At 68.6% G+C, this 18702-nt stretch carries 21 protein-coding genes; 10 read left to right on the top strand and 11 right to left on the bottom strand.

The features are described 5' to 3' along the window. The first annotated feature begins 13 nt into the window (after window positions 1-13). Complete coding sequence (locus WDLP6_RS20900) at window positions 14-346, top strand: hypothetical protein (protein WP_162593894.1); 333 nt, start codon at window positions 14-16, stop codon at window positions 344-346. Here WDLP6_RS20900 and WDLP6_RS20905 read toward each other — a convergent pair. The 5 genes from WDLP6_RS20905 to WDLP6_RS20925 all read right to left on the bottom strand — a co-directional run bounded on the left by WDLP6_RS20905 (window position 318) and on the right by WDLP6_RS20925 (window position 8316). Beyond that, complete coding sequence (locus tag WDLP6_RS20905) at window positions 318-1616, bottom strand: OmpA family protein (protein WP_197910181.1); 1299 nt, start codon at window positions 1614-1616, stop codon at window positions 318-320. The genes WDLP6_RS20900 and WDLP6_RS20905 overlap by 29 nt on opposite strands. Continuing rightward, window positions 1616-2929 (bottom strand): caspase family protein, encoded by a 1314-nt coding sequence (locus tag WDLP6_RS20910; protein WP_162593895.1) that lies wholly within the window; start codon window positions 2927-2929, stop codon window positions 1616-1618. Before WDLP6_RS20910 ends, WDLP6_RS20905 begins: the two co-directional genes overlap by 1 nt. A gap of 96 nt (window positions 2930-3025) precedes the next feature. Further along, window positions 3026-3691: a hypothetical protein gene (locus WDLP6_RS20915; protein ID WP_232077173.1), complete on the bottom strand. Its 666-nt coding sequence runs from the start codon at window positions 3689-3691 to the stop codon at window positions 3026-3028. 51 nt (window positions 3692-3742) lie between these two features. Beyond that, a complete protein-coding gene (locus WDLP6_RS20920; protein ID WP_162593896.1) occupies window positions 3743-4732 on the bottom strand; it encodes a response regulator transcription factor in 990 nt (329 codons plus the stop codon). Further along, window positions 4729-8316 carry a hybrid sensor histidine kinase/response regulator gene (locus WDLP6_RS20925; protein ID WP_162593897.1) on the bottom strand — a complete coding sequence of 1196 codons (3588 nt, stop codon included), beginning with the start codon at window positions 8314-8316 and terminating at the stop codon, window positions 4729-4731. Before WDLP6_RS20925 ends, WDLP6_RS20920 begins: the two co-directional genes overlap by 4 nt. A 62-nt stretch (window positions 8317-8378) precedes the next feature. On the opposite strand from WDLP6_RS20925, the gene ureA reads away from it, so the two are divergent. The 4 genes from ureA to ureC all read left to right on the top strand — a co-directional run bounded on the left by ureA (window position 8379) and on the right by ureC (window position 11423). Continuing rightward, window positions 8379-8681 carry an urease subunit gamma gene (gene ureA, locus WDLP6_RS20930; RefSeq protein WP_162569132.1) on the top strand — a complete coding sequence of 101 codons (303 nt, stop codon included), beginning with the start codon at window positions 8379-8381 and terminating at the stop codon, window positions 8679-8681. 122 nt (window positions 8682-8803) lie between these two features. Further along, window positions 8804-9403, top strand: a complete 600-nt coding sequence (locus WDLP6_RS20935; protein ID WP_162593898.1) for a HupE/UreJ family protein — start codon at window positions 8804-8806, stop codon at window positions 9401-9403. Beyond that, the gene (locus WDLP6_RS20940; protein WP_162593899.1) at window positions 9400-9705 is read left to right on the top strand and encodes an urease subunit beta; all 306 of its coding nucleotides are present in this window, start codon (window positions 9400-9402) and stop codon (window positions 9703-9705) included. Before WDLP6_RS20935 ends, WDLP6_RS20940 begins: the two co-directional genes overlap by 4 nt. After that, the gene (ureC, locus tag WDLP6_RS20945) at window positions 9705-11423 is read left to right on the top strand and encodes an urease subunit alpha (RefSeq protein ID WP_162593900.1); all 1719 of its coding nucleotides are present in this window, start codon (window positions 9705-9707) and stop codon (window positions 11421-11423) included. Before WDLP6_RS20940 ends, ureC begins: the two co-directional genes overlap by 1 nt. Before the next feature lie 85 nt (window positions 11424-11508). Here the strand turns inward: ureC and WDLP6_RS20950 are convergent, their stop codons facing one another. Together WDLP6_RS20950 and WDLP6_RS20955 are read right to left on the bottom strand one after the other, a co-directional pair. Beyond that, window positions 11509-11901: a type II toxin-antitoxin system death-on-curing family toxin gene (locus WDLP6_RS20950; protein WP_162593901.1), complete on the bottom strand. Its 393-nt coding sequence runs from the start codon at window positions 11899-11901 to the stop codon at window positions 11509-11511. Then, window positions 11898-12122: an AbrB/MazE/SpoVT family DNA-binding domain-containing protein gene (locus tag WDLP6_RS20955; RefSeq protein ID WP_162593902.1), complete on the bottom strand. Its 225-nt coding sequence runs from the start codon at window positions 12120-12122 to the stop codon at window positions 11898-11900. The genes WDLP6_RS20950 and WDLP6_RS20955 overlap by 4 nt, the downstream gene beginning before the upstream one ends. Window positions 12123-12192: 70 nt before the next feature. Between WDLP6_RS20955 and ureE the strand changes: the two genes are divergently transcribed. The 3 genes from ureE to ureG are packed head-to-tail and all read left to right on the top strand — an operon-like array spanning window position 12193 to window position 14141. Further along, the gene (gene ureE, locus WDLP6_RS20960) at window positions 12193-12786 is read left to right on the top strand and encodes an urease accessory protein UreE (RefSeq protein WP_162593903.1); all 594 of its coding nucleotides are present in this window, start codon (window positions 12193-12195) and stop codon (window positions 12784-12786) included. Further along, window positions 12783-13475 carry an urease accessory protein UreF gene (locus WDLP6_RS20965; protein ID WP_232077175.1) on the top strand — a complete coding sequence of 231 codons (693 nt, stop codon included), beginning with the start codon at window positions 12783-12785 and terminating at the stop codon, window positions 13473-13475. The genes ureE and WDLP6_RS20965 overlap by 4 nt, the downstream gene beginning before the upstream one ends. Window positions 13476-13493: 18 nt before the next feature. Beyond that, entirely contained in the window at window positions 13494-14141 is a 648-nt protein-coding gene (ureG, locus tag WDLP6_RS20970; protein WP_162569137.1) for an urease accessory protein UreG, read from the top strand. 7 nt (window positions 14142-14148) lie between these two features. Here ureG and WDLP6_RS20975 read toward each other — a convergent pair whose 3' ends face one another. Further along, on the bottom strand, window positions 14149-14670 hold the full coding sequence (locus tag WDLP6_RS20975; RefSeq protein WP_162593904.1) for a hypothetical protein: 522 nt from the start codon (window positions 14668-14670) through the stop codon (window positions 14149-14151). A gap of 179 nt (window positions 14671-14849) precedes the next feature. Between WDLP6_RS20975 and WDLP6_RS20980 the strand changes: the two genes are divergently transcribed. Continuing rightward, entirely contained in the window at window positions 14850-15113 is a 264-nt protein-coding gene (locus tag WDLP6_RS20980; protein ID WP_162593905.1) for a hypothetical protein, read from the top strand. Here the strand turns inward: WDLP6_RS20980 and WDLP6_RS20985 are convergent. Next, window positions 15107-15481 (bottom strand): hypothetical protein, encoded by a 375-nt coding sequence (locus WDLP6_RS20985; protein ID WP_162593906.1) that lies wholly within the window; start codon window positions 15479-15481, stop codon window positions 15107-15109. The genes WDLP6_RS20980 and WDLP6_RS20985 overlap by 7 nt on opposite strands. Window positions 15482-15611: 130 nt before the next feature. Next, window positions 15612-16103, bottom strand: a complete 492-nt coding sequence (locus WDLP6_RS35135) for an H-NS family nucleoid-associated regulatory protein (protein WP_232077177.1) — start codon at window positions 16101-16103, stop codon at window positions 15612-15614. A gap of 175 nt (window positions 16104-16278) precedes the next feature. Here WDLP6_RS35135 and WDLP6_RS20995 point away from each other — a divergent pair, with 175 nt between their 5' ends. Further along, window positions 16279-16470, top strand: coding sequence for a hypothetical protein (locus tag WDLP6_RS20995; RefSeq protein WP_162569141.1), 192 nt, complete (start codon window positions 16279-16281; stop codon window positions 16468-16470). Window positions 16471-16598: 128 nt separating this feature from the next. On the opposite strand, the gene WDLP6_RS21000 is transcribed toward WDLP6_RS20995, so the two are convergent. Continuing rightward, window positions 16599-18701 (bottom strand): acetate--CoA ligase family protein, encoded by a 2103-nt coding sequence (locus tag WDLP6_RS21000; RefSeq protein WP_162593907.1) that lies wholly within the window; start codon window positions 18699-18701, stop codon window positions 16599-16601. Between the last annotated feature and the right edge of the window lies 1 nt (window position 18702).

Here is an 18702-nt window from a genome sequence, read left to right on the forward strand (position 1 = left end):
CCGGGCGCGCGTCATGCTGCCGGCCGTCGCCGCGCTGCTGTGCGGCTGTGCCGCGTTGCCCGAGCCGTGGCGCGACTTCCAGGCGGGCTGGCGCACCGGCCATGTCATCGAGACCGGCGCCGCGGCAGGCATCACGCGGCCGGTCGACAGCGACTGCAGGACGCCGGCGCAGGCCAGGGATCCGGGCCGCCGTTTTGCCGTCGTCCTCTACGGCACGCACGGCGGGCTGCTGAAGCTGCGGGTCGCGCCCCTGGCCGCGGCATCGACCCTCGCCAGGGACGATTGGGTGCAGGTCAATATCGAGCGCTGCGACGCGCTCAGGCCGCCGGACAGTCGATCACCTTGAACTCGACGCGCCGGTCCAGCGCATCGCGGGCATCGTCGGTGCCGAGCCCCGAGATCGGCTCGCGCGAGCCCTTGCCGACGGCGACGGTGCGCCGCGCGACGCCGGGCGTGCCGGCATCGAGCCGTTGCGCGACGTACTGCGCGCGCATCAGCGACAGGCGATCGTTCAGGGGCTCGGGCCCGGTGCGGCTGGTGTGGCCCGACACTTCCATGCAGGCCGTGCTTTGCCCGGCGCGCGAAGCGATCTGCTTGAGCCAGACCGGGTACTGGGCGCTGATCTGCGTGTCGCCCAGGAACAGCGTCGAGCCGGGACGGAACAGGAACTTCACCGCGATGCGCTTCTGCGCCAGGCCGTAATCGACGATCTTCGAGAAGGCCTGCGCGGCCTCGTCCTTGCGCCCGAGCTTCCAGCTCGAAAGGTACAGGCCGTTGTAGACGCGCAGCTGGTCGCCGCCGCCCACGCGCGCGACGCCGCGGTAGAGGTCCAGCGCCTCGTCGTAGCGGCCGGCGTTGTAGCTGGTCATCGCGTCGTTGATCATCGCGGCGGCGACGATCTTGTCCCAGTACGCGGGGTTGATCGGATCGCCGACCTTGGTGCCCTGGCAGGTCCGCACGTAGCCGTCGGTGGCGGGGTCGGGCGTCCACGCGGGGCTGTCCTGGAAGAACGCGGTCGGCGTCGGGTCGACGCCATCGGGCCGGGCGCGCGCGAAGCCCTTGGACACGATCTTGCCGCTGTGCAGATCGACCAGCGCCAGGCAGACCCGGTACCACTCGCGCGGCCCCGGCGCGTTCTTGCCGTCCTTGTCGACCGCGGTGAAGGTGCCGATGAAGAGCAGCGGCGCGCGTGCCAGCGAACCGGTCGAGAAGGGCTGCAGGTCGTAGCGCGGGAAGCTGGTCTGCAGCATCGCGGTGATGCGCTGCTCCATGGTCTGCGTCGCAACCGACTGCGCGCCGGTGTTGCCGTCGATCAGCGGATCGATGACCAGCGGCAGCTTGCCGGCGCCCTCGGGCAGCGCGGCGTTGCCGAACAGGCTGGTGGCCGCGAAGGTCACTGCTTCGCCGAAGGGCATGATGGGCGGCGGCGGCGCGACCGCAGCAGGCGCCGGTGCGGCAGCGGCGACCGGCGCGGCAGTTGTTGCCGCAGGCGGCTGCGGCGCGGCCGACCTGGCCGGTGGCGGCGGCGCGGTGCCGCAGGCAACCAGAACGACCATCGCAAGCATTGCCAGGAGCCGGGACAGCATCGCCAGGCCGGCGTGAGGATCAGGCTTCATCATTTGCACTCCTGTTTGAGATAGTTGTTTTCCGAGGTCGACAGCGGCTCGCCGATCGAGGCACGCGTGAGCAGATCCCGGCAGCCGCGGCTGCGGTCCGGCGCTGGCGTCGGCGCCAGCGCGGTCGGGCGTTTTTCGGCGGCCTCCAGGGCGGCGGGCAACCCCTGCGGCAGCGAGGTCGTGGCCTCCCCGCGGGACTCGGCACGCGCCTCGGCGAGCGCGACGCGCGCGCGTTCGAGCTGTATCTCGAGCTGGCTCGCATAGCGCTCGTTGGCCTTGACCACCTCGGCCGCCGCGGCCGGTCGCGGTGCCGCAGCAGGCGCCGCGGCGGGCGCCTTCGATGGGCCGGCGGCGGGCGATGTGGGCGAAGTCGAAGCGGTCGCGGTCGCAGTCGCAGTGGCCGGTGCGCGGGCCGCCGCGCGCGACTCTTCCAGTGCCTTGCGCGTCTGCTGCAGTTCGAGCTCGAGGCGCTGGATCTGCGCCTGCCGGGCCGCTTCGCCGGACAGCGTTTCGGCGCCGGGATTGAAGCTGAAATCCGAGGTCAGCGAGGTGTTGACCCAGGGCACCTGCCGGTCCTTGGTGTCGTGCAGCACCTTCACGCGCACGTTCTTGAACATCTGCTCGACTTCCAGCCCCGGCACCATCATTTCCTGCGCGAGGTTCTTGCTGTAGACGCTGTTGCCGCCGTCGGGTCCGTCCTCGGCCGACGAGCCAGGTGCCGCCGCATAGGCGATCAGCGTGCCGCGCGCGCCCATCTCGGCCAGGCCGACGGCCGAGCGGACGCTGCGGGTCCTGCCGGCGAAGGGGTTGTCGCGACAGGTGTCGAGGATCACGATGCGCGCCTTCGAGCGCGTCTTGTCGAGCCGGCTCAGGAACACGTCCTCGATGTCGACCGCATCGTCCTTGACCGCCTCCTGGTCGCGCAGCTGGATGTCGACCGGCAGCAGGTAGTTGCGGCCGTCGATCTGCATCCCGTGCCCGGCGTAGTAGAAGACCGCGATGGCGTCGTCGTCCTGCAGGCGGCGCGCGAACTCGCGCAGCACGCGCCGGAATTCGCGGATGTCGAGGTTGAGCTGCTCGTTGACCTCGAAGCCCAGCTTGCGCAGGTTGGCCGCGATCAGCCGCGCGTCATTCTCGGGATTGCCGAGCGGGATCTTCGGATACCGCGAATTGCCGATGACCAGCGCGATGCGCTTCTCGGCCGGGCGGCTCTGCGCGCGGGCGGCGTCGATGGCGCCCGTCACCGCCGTCAGCAGGCAGAGCGCGAAGAGAAAGCTCGCAAAACGGAAAACACGGGCGGCACGGTGTTCCATGGTGTCTGCGCGGCAGGATGGCCACGGCGGCCGTGGCGAAGGGGCATCGCGACCATCTTGCGGCAGCGCGGGAGCACGCGCAATGTGCCGTACGTTCTATCTCTTGAATTCGTGGTTCAGGCCGATCACGAAGCCGCGCACCCCCTGCGGCCCCGTTCGCGATGCGCTGACGTCGATGCTGATCAACGGCGTCAGGCTGAACCGGAGGCCGGCCCGCGTGGTCCAGATCTCGAAGGCCCGACTCCGCTCGACGATGAGCGACACCCGGTCGTTCATCGCCCACTCGCCTGCGAGGCCGCCGCGGCCGGTGCGCGCACCGGTGCCCGTGGCCCAATCCGCCCCCAGGTTCACGTGGACCCAGAGACTGTCGAGCGCACGCCAGCTGACGGGAACGACGAACTGCCCGCCGGCCCGTCCACCGCGGGTCAGATCCCAGGTCGTGCTCGCCGACACGGCGGCGCTGAGCCGGTCGTCGGCCCCCACGCCCAGGAAAGTCCACTTGAGCTGCGGGCCGAAGGTGGCAATGCGCCCGTCCGGCCCCGAATAGCGGTCGACATTCAGGCCCAGTTCGACCGGGCCGACCCGGCATGCGGGTCCGAGGTGAAACACGCGCAGCGGCTCGATGCCGGTGCGGCCTGCCCAGACCTCGTACTGGCACTGTCCCGGATCCAGCGTGCCTGCGTCGTCGACGTCGAAATGCCCGCCGGCGCGCGCCGTGGCCGCGGTCAGCGCCAGCAGCAGCATGAACAGGCGGGCAATCATCCGCGCGGATTCTAGGGTCCGTGTGTGGCAGTTGCGTAAGACGCGCCGGCCTCAGATCTCGAACTGCGGCTGCAGCTCGCGGATGCGCTTCATGGCCACGCCCGCGGCCGCCGTGCGGGTTTCGACGCCGAGCTTGACGTAGACGCGCTCCAGGTGCTTCTTGGCGGTGGCCGGGCTGCTGCCGAGGATCTCGCCGATGTCCTTGTTGGTCTTGCCCTTGACCACCCAGTAGAGCACCTCGGCCTCGCGCGCGGTGAGCTTCAGGCTCAGGCTCATGGCCTCGATGACGGCGGTGCCGGAGGCCTCTCGCATGATGATCAGCCAGTCGTCGCCGCCGTCGTCGTGGCCGGTCTGCTGGTGCAGCCGCAGACTCAGGCTGGCCGCGCCCTGCGCGATCGACAGCACGGGCGGTTCGATCTGGCGCTGCTCGGCATCGGGCAGATGGCGCCGCAGCCATTCGAGCACGACCGGCGGCGTCGCCGGGGCGCTGGTGCCGCAATAGCGCAGCAGCAGGTCGCGCGCCAGCGCGGTCTGCCAGATCAGCTTGCCCTCAGGCATGCGCACGGTGATGCTGGCGTAGCCGAAGGCATCGAGCGCGTTGCGCGCCTGCCCGGCCTGCTGCGCCGCCTGGCGCGCGCGGCGTGCGCCCTGCAGATGCACGTTCATGCGCGCCAGCACTTCCTTGGGCTTGATCGGCTTGGTCACGTAGTCGACGCCGCCGGCCTCGAGGGCGGCCACCAGGTGCTCGGTGTCGGTCAGGCCGGTCATGAAGACGATCGGGATGTGCGCGGTCGCGGCATCGGCCTTCAGGCGGCGCGCAACCTCGAAGCCGTCGATGCCCGGCATCATCGCGTCGAGCAACACGATGTCGGGCCGGGCCTGCGCCGCGCGCTGCAGCGCCTGCTCGCCGCTGGTCGCGACCAGCACGGTGTAGCCCGATTCGTCGAGCGCGTCGTGCAGCACCGCGAGGTTGTCGGGCACGTCGTCGACGATCAGCACGAGGTCGCTGTTGGCGGCGATGCTGCGGGCCAGGTCATTCACGGCCGGTCCTCGCGCGCCAGTGCGAGCACGGGCGGGCCGCACTCGATCTTTTCGAACTGGAACTGGCGTGCCAGCGCGCGCTGCACCGCGGTCCAACCGGTGCACTCCGGCTCGGCCGCGTCGATGTCGTCGAGCTGGTTCATGATGCCGCGAAAGTAGCCCAGGCCCACCGCTTCGGCCAACGCCTGCAGCCGATGCGCCGCAGGCCTGACCAGCGAGGACTGCATGGGCGCGGGCGGTGCGCTGGCGCTCGCAGTCCAGCGCAGCCCGAGCCGGCGCTCCAGCCAGTCGAGCAGCTCGCTGTGCCGCACGGGCTTGACGAAGAAATCGTCCGGCGTGATGCCGGCATCGTTGTCCAGCCGCTTGTCGAAGGCGTTGGCGGACACGATCGCCACCGGCGCTTGCGCAAGCCCGAGCCGGCGCGCGCGGCGGATGGTTTCCCAGCCGTCGATGCCGGGCATCGCGAGGTCGACGAACATCGCGTCGGGGCGCCATCCGGCCGCGACCAGGTCAAGCGCATCGTGGCCGCTGGCCGCCGTGCGCAGTTCGAAGCCCAGCGGCGCCAGCACCTGCACGAGCAGCTCGCGATCCTCCTCCTCGTTGTCGACCACCAGCACGCGGCGGCGCGGGCCTTCGTAGCCGCGCCGGGCGGGCGCCGCGCGCGTCCTGCGCCGGCCGCCGGCCACGGGCGCCTCGTGCACATGGGGCAGGAACAGCCGCACGCGAAACACCGAGCCGGCGCCGGGCGTGCTCTGCACCGTCATCTCGCCGCCCATCAGGTCGATCAGCATCTTGGCGATCGTCAGGCCGAGGCCCGCGCCCGGCGCGGACGGGCCGGCGGTCGCGCCGCGCGCGAAGGGCTCGAAGATGCGGCCCAGTTCCCCGGCCGACATGCCCGGGCCGGTGTCCTCGATCTCGATCGCCGCGAACTCGCGCGCGTAGCGCAGGCGCAGCGTGACCTGGCCGGCGGCGGTGAACTTGATCGCATTGCCCAGCAGGTTGATGAGGATCTGCCGCACGCGCCCTTCGTCGGCACGCACCCGCTCGGGCAAGGGGCCGCTGGGCTCGAAGCGGAAGGCCAGCCCTTTCTCGGCGGCCTGCAGCTCGAACATGTCGGCCAGCTCGCTCACGAGCTCGGCGAAGTACATCGGCCGGGCATTGAGCGTGAGCTTGCCGGCCTCGATGTGCGCGATGTCGAGCGTGCCCTCGATCAGCGACAGCAGATGCTCGCCGCCGCGCCGGATCACCGCCACGGCCTGCCGGCGGTGCGGCGGCACGGCCGCGTCCTCGCCCATCAGCTGCGCATAGCCGAGGATGCTGTTGAGCGGCGTGCGCAGCTCGTGGCTGATGGCGCTGATGTAGCGGCTCTTGGCCTGGTTGGCCTGGTCGGCCGCGAGCCTGGCGCGCTCGGCGGCCAGCGTGGCGGCCTGCAGCGCGCGGTCGGTCTCGCGGTGGCGTTCGATCTCGTGCACCAGCAGATGGGTCTGGCGGTTCGACTCTTCCTGCGCCACCTTGCGGCTCTGGTGCGCGAGCACCAGCCACCAGGCGACGATGCCGGCGATCACCAGCAGCGCCATGTAGGCCTTCAGGAAACCCGAGCGCAGCGACGCCGGCTGCATGTCGGGCAGCATGCCTTCGCCGAGCACGCGGTCGCCGAGCGCGCGCAGTTCCTGCTGATAGAGCACGCCGAACACGGCCGCGAGCAGCGGCACGACGATCAGCATCAGCAGCATGAAGTGGCCGAGGCCGGTGTCGAGGTAGGGCCAGACGCGCCGCGGCAGCAGCCAGCGCAAGGCGCCCGACCATTGCGCCGACAGACTCGCCTCGGGCTTGCACAGGTCGCCGCAGCGCGCGTCGAGCGTGCAGCACAGCGAACAGATCGGGCCCTGGTAGGCGGGGCAATGCGCCATGTCCGGGCCTTCGTAGTCGCGCTCGCAGATGACGCAGCGCTGCACCGCGAACCGCCGGTCGCCGCTGCCGGCACCGGATTCGACGCACGCCCAGCGCACCGCCGCGCCGCTCGCGGCCGGCGCGAAAGGCGCGGCGGCTGTGTCTTGCGGCGCCCGCGCGATGTAGTACTTGCCGCGCGTGGCCCAGGCGATCAGCGGCGACGCAACGAAGGCCGTACCGAGCGCGATCAGCGCCGAGAAGGCCTGTGCCAGCGGGCCGAACAGGCCGAGGTGCGCGCTGATCGACAGCACTGAGGCCAGCGCCATCGCGCCGACGCCGACCGGGTTGATGTCCCACAGGTGCGCGCGCTTGAATTCGATGCCGGGCGGCGAGAGCCCGAGCGGCTTGTTGATGACCAGGTCGGCCACCACCGCCATCATCCAGGCGATGGCGATGTTGGCGTAGAGGCCGAGCACGTCGCCCAGGGCCTCGAACACGTTCATCTCCATCAGCATGAAGGCGATCAGCGCATTGAAGACGACCCACACCACGCGCCCCGGATGGCTGTGCGTGACGCGCGAGAAGAAATTGCTCCACGCGAGCGAGCCCGCATAGGCGTTGGTGACGTTGATCTTGAGCTGCGAGATCACCACGAAGGTCGCGGTCGCCACCACCGCCCAGCCGTAGTTCGGAAAGACGTACTCGTAGGCGGCCAGGTACATCTGGTTGGGATCGACCGCGCGCTCGGGCGGCACCATGTGGCTGATGGCGAGGTAGGCCAGCAGCGCGCCGCCCAGCATCTTCAGCACGCCGAGCACGACCCAGCCCGGACCGCCCGCGAGCACGCCGGCCCACCAGCGGCCGCGGTTGGCGGCCGTGCGCGCCGGCATGAAACGCAGATAGTCGGCCTGCTCGCCCATCTGCGTGATCAGCGCGATGCCGACGGTGAGGGCAGCACCGAACAAGTGCAGATCGAAACCCGCGGCCTCGGACTTGACGCCGTTGTAGTGCGCGATGCCGGCGAACGCACCAGGATCGCGCGCCAGCACATAGCCGAAGGGCACGACCAGCATCAGCAGCCAGAGCGGCTGGGTCCAGATCTGCAGCCGGCTGATGGCCGAGATGCCATGGGTGACGAGCGGAATCACGACCAGCGCGCAGACCAGGTAGCCCCAGACCGGCGGCACGCCGAGCGCGAGCTCGAGCGCATAGGCCATCACCGCCGCCTCGAGCGCGAAGAAGATGAAGGTGAAGGATGCGTAGATCAGCGAGGTCAGCGTCGAGCCGATGTAGCCGAAGCCCGAGCCGCGCGTGAGCAGGTCCATGTCGACGCCGTAGCGCGCCGCATAGACGCTGATCGGCAGGCCGGCCAGGAAGATGATCAGCCCCGTGACCAGGATGGCCCAGAAGGCATTGGCGAAGCCGTACTGCACCAGCAGCGTGGCGCCGACCGCCTCGAGGATCAGGAACGAGGCCGCGCCGCCGAAGGCCGTGCCGGCGACGCGCCATTCGGACATCCGTCGAAAGCGCTGCGGCGTGTAGCGCAGCGCGTAGTCCTCCAGCGTCTCGCTGGCGACCCAGCTGTTGTAGTCGCGCCGGACCTTGACGATGCGCTGCGGCGCTTCGTCACTTGGCGCAGGGGGAACGGCGGCGGTGTGCACACCCTGGCGGGTGCAGGTTCCGTGCCACGGCATGACTGTTGCAATGCGCACAGGATGCCCATAATGGCCTGCCTTCGCTGCCACCCGATCTGCCCATGGAACTGACACCGCGCGAAAAAGACAAGCTGCTGATCTTCACCGCCGGCCTCTTGGCCGAAAGGCGCCGCGCCCGCGGGCTCAAGCTCAACTATCCGGAGGCCGTGGCGCTGATCTCGGCCGCCGTGATGGAAGGCGCGCGCGACGGCAAGAGCGTGGCCGCGCTGATGAGCGAAGGCCGCACCGTGCTCGCACGCGCCGACGTGATGGACGGTGTCGCCGAGATGATTCCGGACATCCAGGTCGAAGCGACTTTTCCCGACGGCACCAAGCTCGTGACGGTGCACCAGCCGATCTTATGACTCGCCCCCAGGCTTGCCCACTTCGTGTGGCCGCCCACCCCCTGCCGGGGGCAACACCAGCGGCCCGGCCAAGCCGGTTCCGCGGTGCTCCTGATATCTGACCGCCCTCACTGGAGATCCCCATGCGCATTCATCGTCCTGCCTTTGCCGCTCTGATCGCGGCTGCCTTGCCACTGGCCGCGAGCGCCCACACCGGCGTCGACGGCGGCCTGCACCACGGCTTCGTGACCGGCTTCCTTCATCCGCTGACGGGTGCCGACCACCTGGCGGCGATGGTCGCGGTCGGTCTCTGGAGCGCCCTCACCGCGCGGCGCGCCTGGCCCGATCTGCTGTGGGCGCCGCTGGGCTTCGCGGGCATGCTGCTGGCCGGTGCGCTGGCCGGGCTCGCAGGAGTGCAGCTGCCGGGGATGGAGCCAATGATCGCAGCCTCGCTGCTGGTGCTCGGGCTGCTGGTGCTCGCGCAGCGCCGGCTGCCGGCGCTCGCGGCCGCGGCGCTCGTCGGTGCGTTCGCCGTATTCCACGGTATCGCGCACGGGCACGAGCTGGCGGGCGAGTCCGGCGCCGCGCTCACGCTGGCCGGCATGCTCGCCGCCACGGTGCTGCTGCATGCGAGCGGCCTCGCGGTCGGCTGGACGCTGCGCCACACGCACCGCTGGCTGCCGCGCGTGGCTGGCGCCGCGGTCGCGGTGTTCGGCGTCGCATTGCTCGGCGGCCTCGCATGACGCCCGGCGAGCTGATCACCGACGACGGCGGGCACATCCTCAACCCCGGGCGCCGCACCGCGACGCTGGTGGTCCAGAACACGGCCGACCGGCCGATCCAGGTCGGCTCGCACTACCACTTTGCCGAGACCAATGGCGCACTGGGCTTCGATCGCGAAGCCGCGCGCGGCATGCGTTTGAACATCGCGTCCGGTACGGCTGTGCGCTTCGAACCGGGCCAGCAGCGCACGGTCGAATTGGTCGACTTGGCAGGCGATCGCGTGGTCTACGGCTTCCGCGGCCTCGTGCAAGGAAAACTCTGATGGCAACCATCGGCCGGCGCGCGTATGCCGAGATCTTCGGCCCCACCGTGGGCGACCGCGTGCGCCTTGCCGACACCGACCTCGTGATCGAGGTCGAGGAGGACTACACCCTGCGCGCCGGCGGCTACGGCGAAGAGGTCAAGTTCGGCGGCGGCAAGACCATCCGTGACGGCATGGCGCAATCGCAGCGCACCCGCGCCGAAGGCGCGGTCGACACGGTGATGACCAACGCACTGATCCTCGACCACTGGGGCATCGTGAAGGCCGACATCGGCCTCAAGGGCGGGCGCATCGTCGCGATCGGCAAGGCCGGCAATCCCGACGTGCAGCCGGGCGTCGACGTCGTCATCGGGCCGGGCACCGAGGTGATCAGCTGCGAGGGGAACATCGTCACCGCGGGCGGCATCGACAGCCACATCCACTTCATCTGCCCGCAGCAGATCGAAGAGGCGTTGTCGTCCGGCGTGACCACCATGCTCGGCGGCGGCACCGGCCCCGCGACGGGCACCTTTGCCACCACCGCGACGCCGGGCCCCTGGCACATCGAGCGCATGCTGCAGGCGGCCGATGCGTTCCCGATGAACATCGGCTTTCTCGGCAAGGGCAACGCCAGCCTGCCGGCAGCGCTGCACGAGCAGATCGAGGCCGGCGTGATCGGCCTCAAGCTGCACGAGGACTGGGGTTCGACACCGGCCGCGATCGGCAACTGCCTCGACGTGGCCGAGGCCACCGACACGCAGGTCGCGATCCACAGCGACACGCTCAACGAATCGGGCTTCGTCGAGAACACCATCGCGGCCGTCAACGGGCGCGCGATCTGCGCCTTCCACACCGAGGGCGCGGGCGGCGGCCATGCGCCCGACATCCTGCGCGTGGTGGGCGAGGCCAACTTCCTGCCCTCGTCGACCAACCCGACGATGCCCTACACGGTGAACACGCTGGACGAGCATGTCGACATGCTCATGGTGTGCCACCACCTGAATCCGGCCATTGCGGAAGACCTGGCCTTCGCCGAGAGCCGCATCCGCCGCGAGACCATCGCGGCCGAGGACATCCTGCACGACCTCGGCGCGATCAGCATGTTCAGCTCCGACAGCCAGGCCATGGGCCGCGTGGGCGAGATCGTCATCCGCTGCTGGCAGACCGCGCACAAGATGAAGGGCCAGCGCGGCAAGCTGCCCGAGGACGGCGAACGCAACGACAACTTCCGCGCCAGGCGCTACGTCGCCAAGTACACGATCAACCCCGCCATCGCGCATGGGATCTCGCACGAGGTCGGCAGCATCGAGGTCGGCAAGTGGGCGGATCTGGTCGTGTGGAAGCCGGCCTTCTTCGGCGTCAAGCCCTTCACCATCCTCAAGGGCGGCACGATCGCGATGGCGGCGATGGGCGACCCCAACGCCTCGATCCCGACGCCGCAGCCGGTGCACTACCGGCCGATGTTCGGCGCCTACGGCGGCTCGCAGGCGAAGAGCTCGCTGAGCTTCGTCTCGCAGGCCGGTCTGGCCGCGGGCATCGGCCAACGCTACGGGCTGGCCAAGACCCTCAGCGCGGTGAAGAACATCCGCGGCGTGCGCAAGCAGCACATGGTCCACAACGCGCTCACGCCGAAGATGGAGATCGATGCGCAGACTTATGCGGTGCGCGCCGACGGCGTGCTGCTGACCTGCGACCCGGCGGTGTCGCTGCCGATGGCGCAGCGGTATTTCCTCTTCTGAGCCTCGGCCCTGGGTGCCGAGCGCGACGCGCTGTGGCGCGGCATCGTGGCGCACTGTCACTATGAGGCCTGGTAGCCGCTGCCTCTCAGCCAGGCCGGGATTTTCGATACTCACGAATCCACTGCGCAAAGCCTTCCTCATCGGTCGTGCCGGCGGCAACGTCGAACATCACCAGCGTGGCCTCGGCCTGCGTCGCAACCAGGCGTTGACCGTTCAAAGCGAGAAACAGACCCGTCGCAAGAAATGCGACGCGCCTGTTGCCGTCAATGAATGGATGGTTCTTGACCAGCCCGATGCCATAGGCGGCGGCCAGTTCGGCCAGATCGGGCTTGCCATAGGCAACCCGATGAAGCGGCCGCGCCAGCGCCGATTCGAGCAGGCTCTCGTCACGCAAGCCGGGCGCGCCCCCATGTTCAGCCAGGCTCTCGTCATGCAGGAGCATCAGCGCCCGGCGATCGAGCCAGCGCCACGGGCTCATTTGGCCAGTTGATGGAAGGTCTCGCGATACTCGCGCATGAACTCACGACCCAGTTTCAGCTGTTCTTCGACATCGGGGTCGTAAGGGGTCAGCGTCACGCCATGGATCGTTTCGGTCATGAACAGCGTGTCACCTTTCTCGAGCTTCAACCGTGCCAATACCTCCCGAGGAAGAATCACGCCGACGGAGTTGCCGATTCGGGTCAGTTTCAGTGCCGTCATCACGATGCCTTTGAGTTATAACAAGCGTTAGATTATCGACACCCCGTCCCCAACTGCAAGGCTTTCGCCCATGCTCACAGCCAACAAACTCATGCCCCAGGGCGGCGGCCTCGCGCCCGTGCTGCTGCGGCGTGCCGCCACCATCGAACTCGACTGGGACGTGCGCCAGAAAAGCCGCTTCGACACCGCCGATTCGCAGGGCCGCCAGCTCGGCGTGTTCCTGCCGCGCGGCACCGCGGTGCGCGGCGGCGACGTGCTGGTGGCCGAGGACGGCTCGCTGATCAAGGTCATCGCGGCGCCGCAACCGGTGCTGGTCATCACGCACTGCACCGAACACGGCACGCCCTTCGACCTGATGCGCGCGGCCTATCACCTGGGCAACCGGCACGTGCCGATCGAGCTCAGGCCTGATCATCTGAAGATCGAGCCCGACCATGTGCTGGCCGGCATGCTGCGATCGATGCATCTGATCGTGCGCGAAGCCGACGAGCCCTTCGAACCCGAAGGCGGCGCCTATGGCGCATCGGGCAGTGGACACGGCCATTCGCATGGCACGCCGCCCGTCGGGCCGGTGCTGCATCCGGATGCCTATGCCGGCGCGAATGCGCAGGACCATGGCCATTCGCACGACGGCCACGATCATTCGCACGGCCACTCGCATTGACGAACGACGCACCCGCCGCCCTGCCTGCCGCGAGCCTGCTGCAGCTGATCTGGCTCGCGTCGCCGGCGCTGCCCATCGGCGGGTTTTCCTATTCGGAAGGCCTGGAGGCCGGCATCGAATGGGCTGGCCTCGCGCATGAAGAGGCAGTCTCCGACTGGCTCGCCGATCAGCTCCATCTGAGCCTGGCGCGCGCGGACCTGGCCGTGGCGGCGCAGGCGATCCCGGCCTGGCGCGTCGGCGACATGCCACGCCTTCGCGCGCTCAATGCCTGGGTGTTCCAGACCCGCGAGTCGGCGGAGTTCCTGCTGCAGACCGAACAGATGGGCCGCTCCTTCGTCGAATGGCTCAAGCTGCACCATGCCGATGCCGCCACCGTCTTCGAGACCCTGCCGGCGTGCTATCCGATCGCCTTCGCCTTCGCGGCGAGCCGCAGCGGCGCGACGGCGCGCGATGCCTGCCTGGCCTTCGCCTTCGGCTGGGCCGAGAACCTGGTCGGCGCCGCGGTCAAGGCAGTGCCGCTGGGCCAGAGCGCCGGGCAGCGCATGCTCGGCCGGCTGGCGGCGGAAATTCCCGCGGCGGTCGATCATGCGATCACACTCGGGGACGACGAGCGCCAGGCTTTTGCGCCCATGCTCGCGATCCTGTCGGCCCGTCACGAAACCCAGTACTCGCGCCTTTTCAGAAGCTGATCACTCCCGCACGCCACCATGTCCTCCGCCCTGCACCACATCGCCCATCGCACCAAGAGACTGCCGCCACTGCGCGTGGGCATCGGCGGCCCGGTCGGCTCGGGCAAGACCACGCTGCTCGAAATGCTGTGCAAGGCGATGCGCGACAAGTACGACCTGATCGCGATCACCAACGACATCTACACCAAGGAAGACCAGCGCCTGCTCACCGTCGCCGGCGCGCTGCCCGCCGAGCGGATCATGGGCGTGGAAACCGGCGGCTGCCCGCACACCGCGATCCGCGAGGATGCGTCGATCAATCTCGAAGCCATCGACCGCATGCTGGTCCAGTTTCCCGATGCCGACGTGGTGTTCGTCGAATCCGGCGGCGACAACCTCGCCGCGACCTTCAGCCCCGAGCTCTCGGACCTCACGATCTACGTGATCGACGTCGCGGCCGGCGAGAAGATTCCACGCAAGGGCGGCCCCGGCATTACCAAGAGCGATCTGTTCGTGATCAACAAAACCGACCTCGCGCCCTACGTGGGCGCCGACCTCGGCGTGATGGAAGCCGACACGCGGCGCATGCGCCGTGCGCGGCCCTACGTGATGACCAACCTCAAGACCCACAGCGGCGTGGCCGAAGTGGTGGCCTTCATCGAGGAACGCGGCATGCTGGCCGCCTGAAGGCGGTTCAGAGTTCGCTCGCGTCCCTGACCTGGCGCACCTTGTAGACCAGCCGGACGCTGGCATGCCGCGGGTCGCTGGTGCGCTGCGCGTAGATGTCGGTGTCGGCCTGCACCCAGGCGGCATAGGCACTGCCGGGGTCGTTCGAACCCAGTTCGGGGCCGAAGGCGCTGCGGCCCCAGGCCACGAGATCGGCGAATGCGGCGGCGCCGAGATCGGGCCGGGCGTCTGCATCCGCCACCCATTCCATGCGCCGCAGCGTGCCCTCGGCGAAATAGAAGACCGGCTCGAAGGACAGGCCGGCCACGGCCATCGGCGCCGCGCGCCAACTGCCCGCAAGGCCGCCGGTCAGCCGCTGCGGACGCGGCACGCGTTCCAGGCCGGGCAGCGCCGCGGCCTGGAGTTCGCCGGCCGTCATGCCCAGCCGCACCCCGGGCGGGAGCGCCTGCGCATGCAGCGCGGCGCTGGCGGCCAGCAAGGCCAGCGCGCCGAGCGCGCGCTTCAGTGGCAAGGCAAGGGCGGGATGCATGGTGCGATCAGGAAAGGCAAAGGGCCATCGGCAGGCCGGATGCCCGCGTTGTCCGTGGCCGAAGATTCTCGCGGCGGCCGTGAAATGGTCCACATCCTGCTCGCGGGTATACGCCATCAAGCTTATTCTTCTCGTCACAGAGAAACCTGATACTGATCGAACCGAAGAAGAACGTTTCAATGACCTCCGAAGCCACCTTCCACCCGCCCACGGGCAGCGTGCAGTTCGCGATCTATCCCGATGGTTTCGACGGCGCGCGCATCATCGCGAGAATCGACGAAGAGGCGCTGCATACGCGCTTCGACGCACCCGAAGGCGACATGGCGCTCGTCCAGGCCTATGCGGCGAACGCCGACTCGATCGACGCCCTCGCAACCACGCGCTATCGCGAGAATCCCAACGCCGCCATCTGCCTGCGCAGCAGCGATTTCCAGCATCAATAGCCGCGGTCGGGGTGCTCCTTGTTGAAGCGCTGCTGCGCCTCCGCGAGGTGGCTGATCAGCGAATGGGAAATGATGTTGATGCCCAGCCCGCCGAACAACGCCGGCAGCAGGTAGAACGCGATCGACAGTTCCGAGATGAACAGCGCATCGTCCGCCAATGAGGGGGTGAGCGCCGCCAACGCCGAGAGGCTGCGAAGGAAGTAGACGTCCAGCCCCGCGATCGCGACCAGCAGGAAACCGAGCAGCAGCACGGTCGTCCGCGAGATGGCGCGCTTCATCATCAGCATGGCGTAGATCCCGAAGGGAAGCACGACCGAGAGGGCGACCATGAACCAGAATCTCGTCTCAGTGAAAACCGAATAGCTCATGGTGTGCGTCCTGCATTGATGGGCGCCGCAAGCGGCGGGGCCCGAGCGTGCCATCGCAGCGCGGCGACGATGTCATCGGCAGGTAAAGAAGCTCGAAAACTTGATGCCTGCCGTTACACGGCCGGAATGCTCAACGCATGAGTTCTTCCAGCGTCTTGCCGCCTGCAATCGCATCCTTCAGCCAGCGGGGGCGCGGTCCACGGCCCGACCACGAATTTCCTGCGCCGTCGCGATAGAGCACTTTGGAGGGGCGCTTCTTGCCCGCCTTCTTCTTCGTTGTGCCGGAACTCGCAGCCGCGACACCGCCCGTGAGGAACTCCTCGAGTTTCCGGCCTGCATTGATCGCATCCCTGAGCCAATGCGGCCGGGGTCCGCGTCCCGACCACGAATTGCCGAGGCCATCGCCGTACTTGGCGGATTGCGTGGACACGCTTCTCGCCGGCGCCGGCTTCGCGGCCGCAGAGCGGCTTCCCAGACCCAGTTGTTCCGCCGTCAGCCCATAGTGGCTGATGGCCACCTTGATCCGCGCGACCACGCCATGGACTTCCTTGGACTTGAGCTTGTCCGCCTGGCGTTGCAGTGCCTCGATCTTCTTTTGAATCTGGTTGTAGCTTTGCGTCATGGAGAGGCCCTTTGAGATTAATTGATGATTATCGGAGTTCGGCGACAGATTGAGCCTGAATGCATTGAGAAGTTGCAGTCGATACGTCGATCACGCAAGACGGGATTCACCATGAGGCATGTCCGCGAATTGGCCTGATTTACCCCGATTGTCCGCAATAAAGTACGAGTGCCGCATGTCCTATTTCGAGAAAGGCTCGGCATGGATCGTAATCGAGAAAGCTGACCGGGGGCCAAAACGAGTGCGCGCACCGGATCCGCAGGTTGTCCGTGGCGGCTATTTCCGTTGCATGCGCCAGACGGTATTGCTCTTTTCATTGAGACGCGGCGGCATCAATTGGACATTGAATCGGCGGCACGATCGATAACAACGCGAGGCGAATCACGCCGTCAATCCATTGAAAGATTCAACGAGTCGCAGCGCGTCACGCGCGTGTTGTTCCAATGCGCCGACAGCGCCGACGCAAGCCGCGCAGCGGCGCCGCACAGCGAACGTTCAGATCGAATCAGCCACCGCTGCATCCGCGAGGATGAGCACGCCGTCGGCCGCGCGCACGCCATGCCCCTTCTGCAGCACGAACAAGGGATTGATCTCGGCCGCGACGAGCCGAGACCCGAGTTGCGCGCCCAAGCGAGAGAATGCCACGACGGCATCAACCAGGGCATCGACATCGGCAAGTGGACGACCCCGAAAACCATCGAGCAGAGGCCAGGTCTTCAACTCGCGAACCATTGACAGGGCATCGTCGCGGGACAGCCCGTCCTCTGCCGGCAGCAGGCGCAAGGTGGTGTCCGCGATCAGTTCGGCCGTCACCCCGCCCATGCCGAGCAGCAGCGCGGTGCCGAGCGCATCGCGATGCAGCCCGAGGATCATCTCGCAACCGGCAGCCACCCTCTCCTGCACCAGAAACGCATCGGGCGCGCAGCCGGTGGCGGCCTGGACCTCCTCGCGCATGACGGCCAGCCGCCGGCCGACCTCGCCGGCGGAAACGTCGACCGCCACGCCGCCCACCTCGCTCTTGTGCGTGATGGTGCGGGAAAGGATCTTCAGCACGACCTTCTCGCCAACATCGTGCGCCGCCGCTTCTGCTTCCTCGGCCGAGCGGACGATGCACTCTCGCACCGACGGAATCCCGAAGCGGGCGAAGAGCTGTTTCGCCTGTGCTTCGTCGAAAGAGCCGGAGGGAAGCTCGCCGAGTTCCACTTTCGTGAACGCGTGCGACGACGCAGCTCGCCGCAGCGCATGGCGACGCATCGCATCGAGGGCGACGCTGCAGCTTTCAGGCGCGCTGAAGGCAGGCACGCCGCGCGCCATCAGCGAAGCCGACACCTGCGGCGCATGCGGACTGACGTAGGCGAGCAACGGCTTGTCGGTGCCCGGCAGGCAGTCGCGGATCGCGTCCGCCATGAGTTCGGGCATCGCCAGCGCCGAAGAGCCGACGATGGTCACGACCGCGTCGTAGCTCGGGCTTTCCATCAGCGTCCGAATGGCGCCGCGCAACAGCTCGGGCTTGAGGCCGGCCAGCGTGACATCGATGGGATTGCGGTCCAGCGCCGCGCCGTCTGCCTGCTGCAGCGCGCGCAGGCGTGCCGCCGTCGCTTCGTCGGGGACCGGCGTCTCGAAGCCGGCAAGGCCGAGGCTGTCGGTCACCAGCGTGCCGGCGCCACCGGTCGAGGTGAGGATGGCGACGCGCTTGCCGCACAGGCGGCGGCCCGAGGCCAGCGCCACGGGAATGTCCAGCAGATCGGAGAAGTCCTGCGCGCGGATCGCGCCGACCTGGCGAAACAGCGCGTCGTACACGCGGTCCGCGCCCGCCAGCGCGCCGGTGTGCGAGGCCGCGGAGCGCGCGCCCGATTCGGAACGTCCGATCTTGAACACCACCAGCGGCTTGCCGGCCTCGGCCGCCTTCAGCGCGGCGCGGCGGAATTTCTCGGGGTTGCGCACGCTTTCCATGTAGAGCGCGATGACCGAGGTCGCGGGGTCGTCGGCCAGGTGATCGATGAAATCGGCCATGTCGAGATCCGCCTCGTTGCTGGTCGAGATCAGCTTCGAGAAGCCGATGCCGCGCGCCGCGCCGCGCGACAGCAGCGAGCCGAGGATGCCGCCGCTTTGCGACACCAGCGCGATGGAGCCGGCCGCGAGCTCGTCGACCTCCAGCGCGCCGCTGGCCGACAGTGTGATGCAGTCTGTCAGGTTGACCAGACCGATGGTGTTGGGCCCGAGGATGCGCATCGCGCCAGCCGCCTCGACCAGCGCACGCTGCCGCTGCAGTCCGTCGGCGCCGATCTCGGCGTAGCCGCTGGCCAGCACGATGGCGGCGGCCGTGCCGCGTGCAGCGAGTTCGCGCACCGCATCGGCCGCACGCTCGGGCCCCAGCAGCACGATGCCGACATCGGGGGCTTCGGGCAGCGAGCGGATGTCGGGATGGCAACGCAGCCCGGCGATGCGGTCCGCGCGCGGATTGACCGGATAGATACGGCCCTCGAAGCCGTGCTTCTGCAGGTAGCCGACCGGGCGGCCGGCCGTCTTCCCCGGGTCGGCGGAAGCGCCGATCACCGCCACGCTGCGCGGTCGCAGCAGACGCTCGATCGAATTCATC

Source organism: Variovorax sp. PBL-E5 (assembly GCF_901827185.1).
Classification (GTDB): domain Bacteria; phylum Pseudomonadota; class Gammaproteobacteria; order Burkholderiales; family Burkholderiaceae_C; genus Variovorax.

What these genes read in the sequence shown, in the direction of transcription:
- WDLP6_RS20905 (WP_197910181.1), bottom strand. Translation starts at nt 1,616, where the DNA reads ATGAAGCCTGATCCTCACGCCGGCCTGGCGATGCTGTCCCGGCTCCTG.
- WDLP6_RS20980 (WP_162593905.1), top strand. Translation starts at nt 14,850, where the DNA reads ATGACCTCCGAAGCCACCTTCCACCCGCCCACGGGCAGCGTGCAGTTC.
- WDLP6_RS20955 (WP_162593902.1), bottom strand. Translation starts at nt 12,122, where the DNA reads ATGACGGCACTGAAACTGACCCGAATCGGCAACTCCGTCGGCGTGATT.
- WDLP6_RS35135 (WP_232077177.1), bottom strand. Translation starts at nt 16,103, where the DNA reads ATGACGCAAAGCTACAACCAGATTCAAAAGAAGATCGAGGCACTGCAA.
- WDLP6_RS20940 (WP_162593899.1), top strand. Translation starts at nt 9,400, where the DNA reads ATGACGCCCGGCGAGCTGATCACCGACGACGGCGGGCACATCCTCAAC.
- WDLP6_RS20915 (WP_232077173.1), bottom strand. Translation starts at nt 3,691, where the DNA reads ATGATTGCCCGCCTGTTCATGCTGCTGCTGGCGCTGACCGCGGCCACG.
- WDLP6_RS20975 (WP_162593904.1), bottom strand. Translation starts at nt 14,670, where the DNA reads ATGCATCCCGCCCTTGCCTTGCCACTGAAGCGCGCGCTCGGCGCGCTG.
- WDLP6_RS20910 (WP_162593895.1), bottom strand. Translation starts at nt 2,929, where the DNA reads ATGGAACACCGTGCCGCCCGTGTTTTCCGTTTTGCGAGCTTTCTCTTC.
- WDLP6_RS20995 (WP_162569141.1), top strand. Translation starts at nt 16,279, where the DNA reads ATGTCCTATTTCGAGAAAGGCTCGGCATGGATCGTAATCGAGAAAGCT.
- ureG (WP_162569137.1), top strand. Translation starts at nt 13,494, where the DNA reads ATGTCCTCCGCCCTGCACCACATCGCCCATCGCACCAAGAGACTGCCG.
- WDLP6_RS20950 (WP_162593901.1), bottom strand. Translation starts at nt 11,901, where the DNA reads ATGAGCCCGTGGCGCTGGCTCGATCGCCGGGCGCTGATGCTCCTGCAT.
- WDLP6_RS20985 (WP_162593906.1), bottom strand. Translation starts at nt 15,481, where the DNA reads ATGAGCTATTCGGTTTTCACTGAGACGAGATTCTGGTTCATGGTCGCC.
- WDLP6_RS21000 (WP_162593907.1), bottom strand. Translation starts at nt 18,701, where the DNA reads ATGAATTCGATCGAGCGTCTGCTGCGACCGCGCAGCGTGGCGGTGATC.
- ureA (WP_162569132.1), top strand. Translation starts at nt 8,379, where the DNA reads ATGGAACTGACACCGCGCGAAAAAGACAAGCTGCTGATCTTCACCGCC.
- WDLP6_RS20935 (WP_162593898.1), top strand. Translation starts at nt 8,804, where the DNA reads ATGCGCATTCATCGTCCTGCCTTTGCCGCTCTGATCGCGGCTGCCTTG.
- ureC (WP_162593900.1), top strand. Translation starts at nt 9,705, where the DNA reads ATGGCAACCATCGGCCGGCGCGCGTATGCCGAGATCTTCGGCCCCACC.
- WDLP6_RS20900 (WP_162593894.1), top strand. Translation starts at nt 14, where the DNA reads ATGCTGCCGGCCGTCGCCGCGCTGCTGTGCGGCTGTGCCGCGTTGCCC.
- WDLP6_RS20925 (WP_162593897.1), bottom strand. Translation starts at nt 8,316, where the DNA reads ATGCCGTGGCACGGAACCTGCACCCGCCAGGGTGTGCACACCGCCGCC.
- ureE (WP_162593903.1), top strand. Translation starts at nt 12,193, where the DNA reads ATGCTCACAGCCAACAAACTCATGCCCCAGGGCGGCGGCCTCGCGCCC.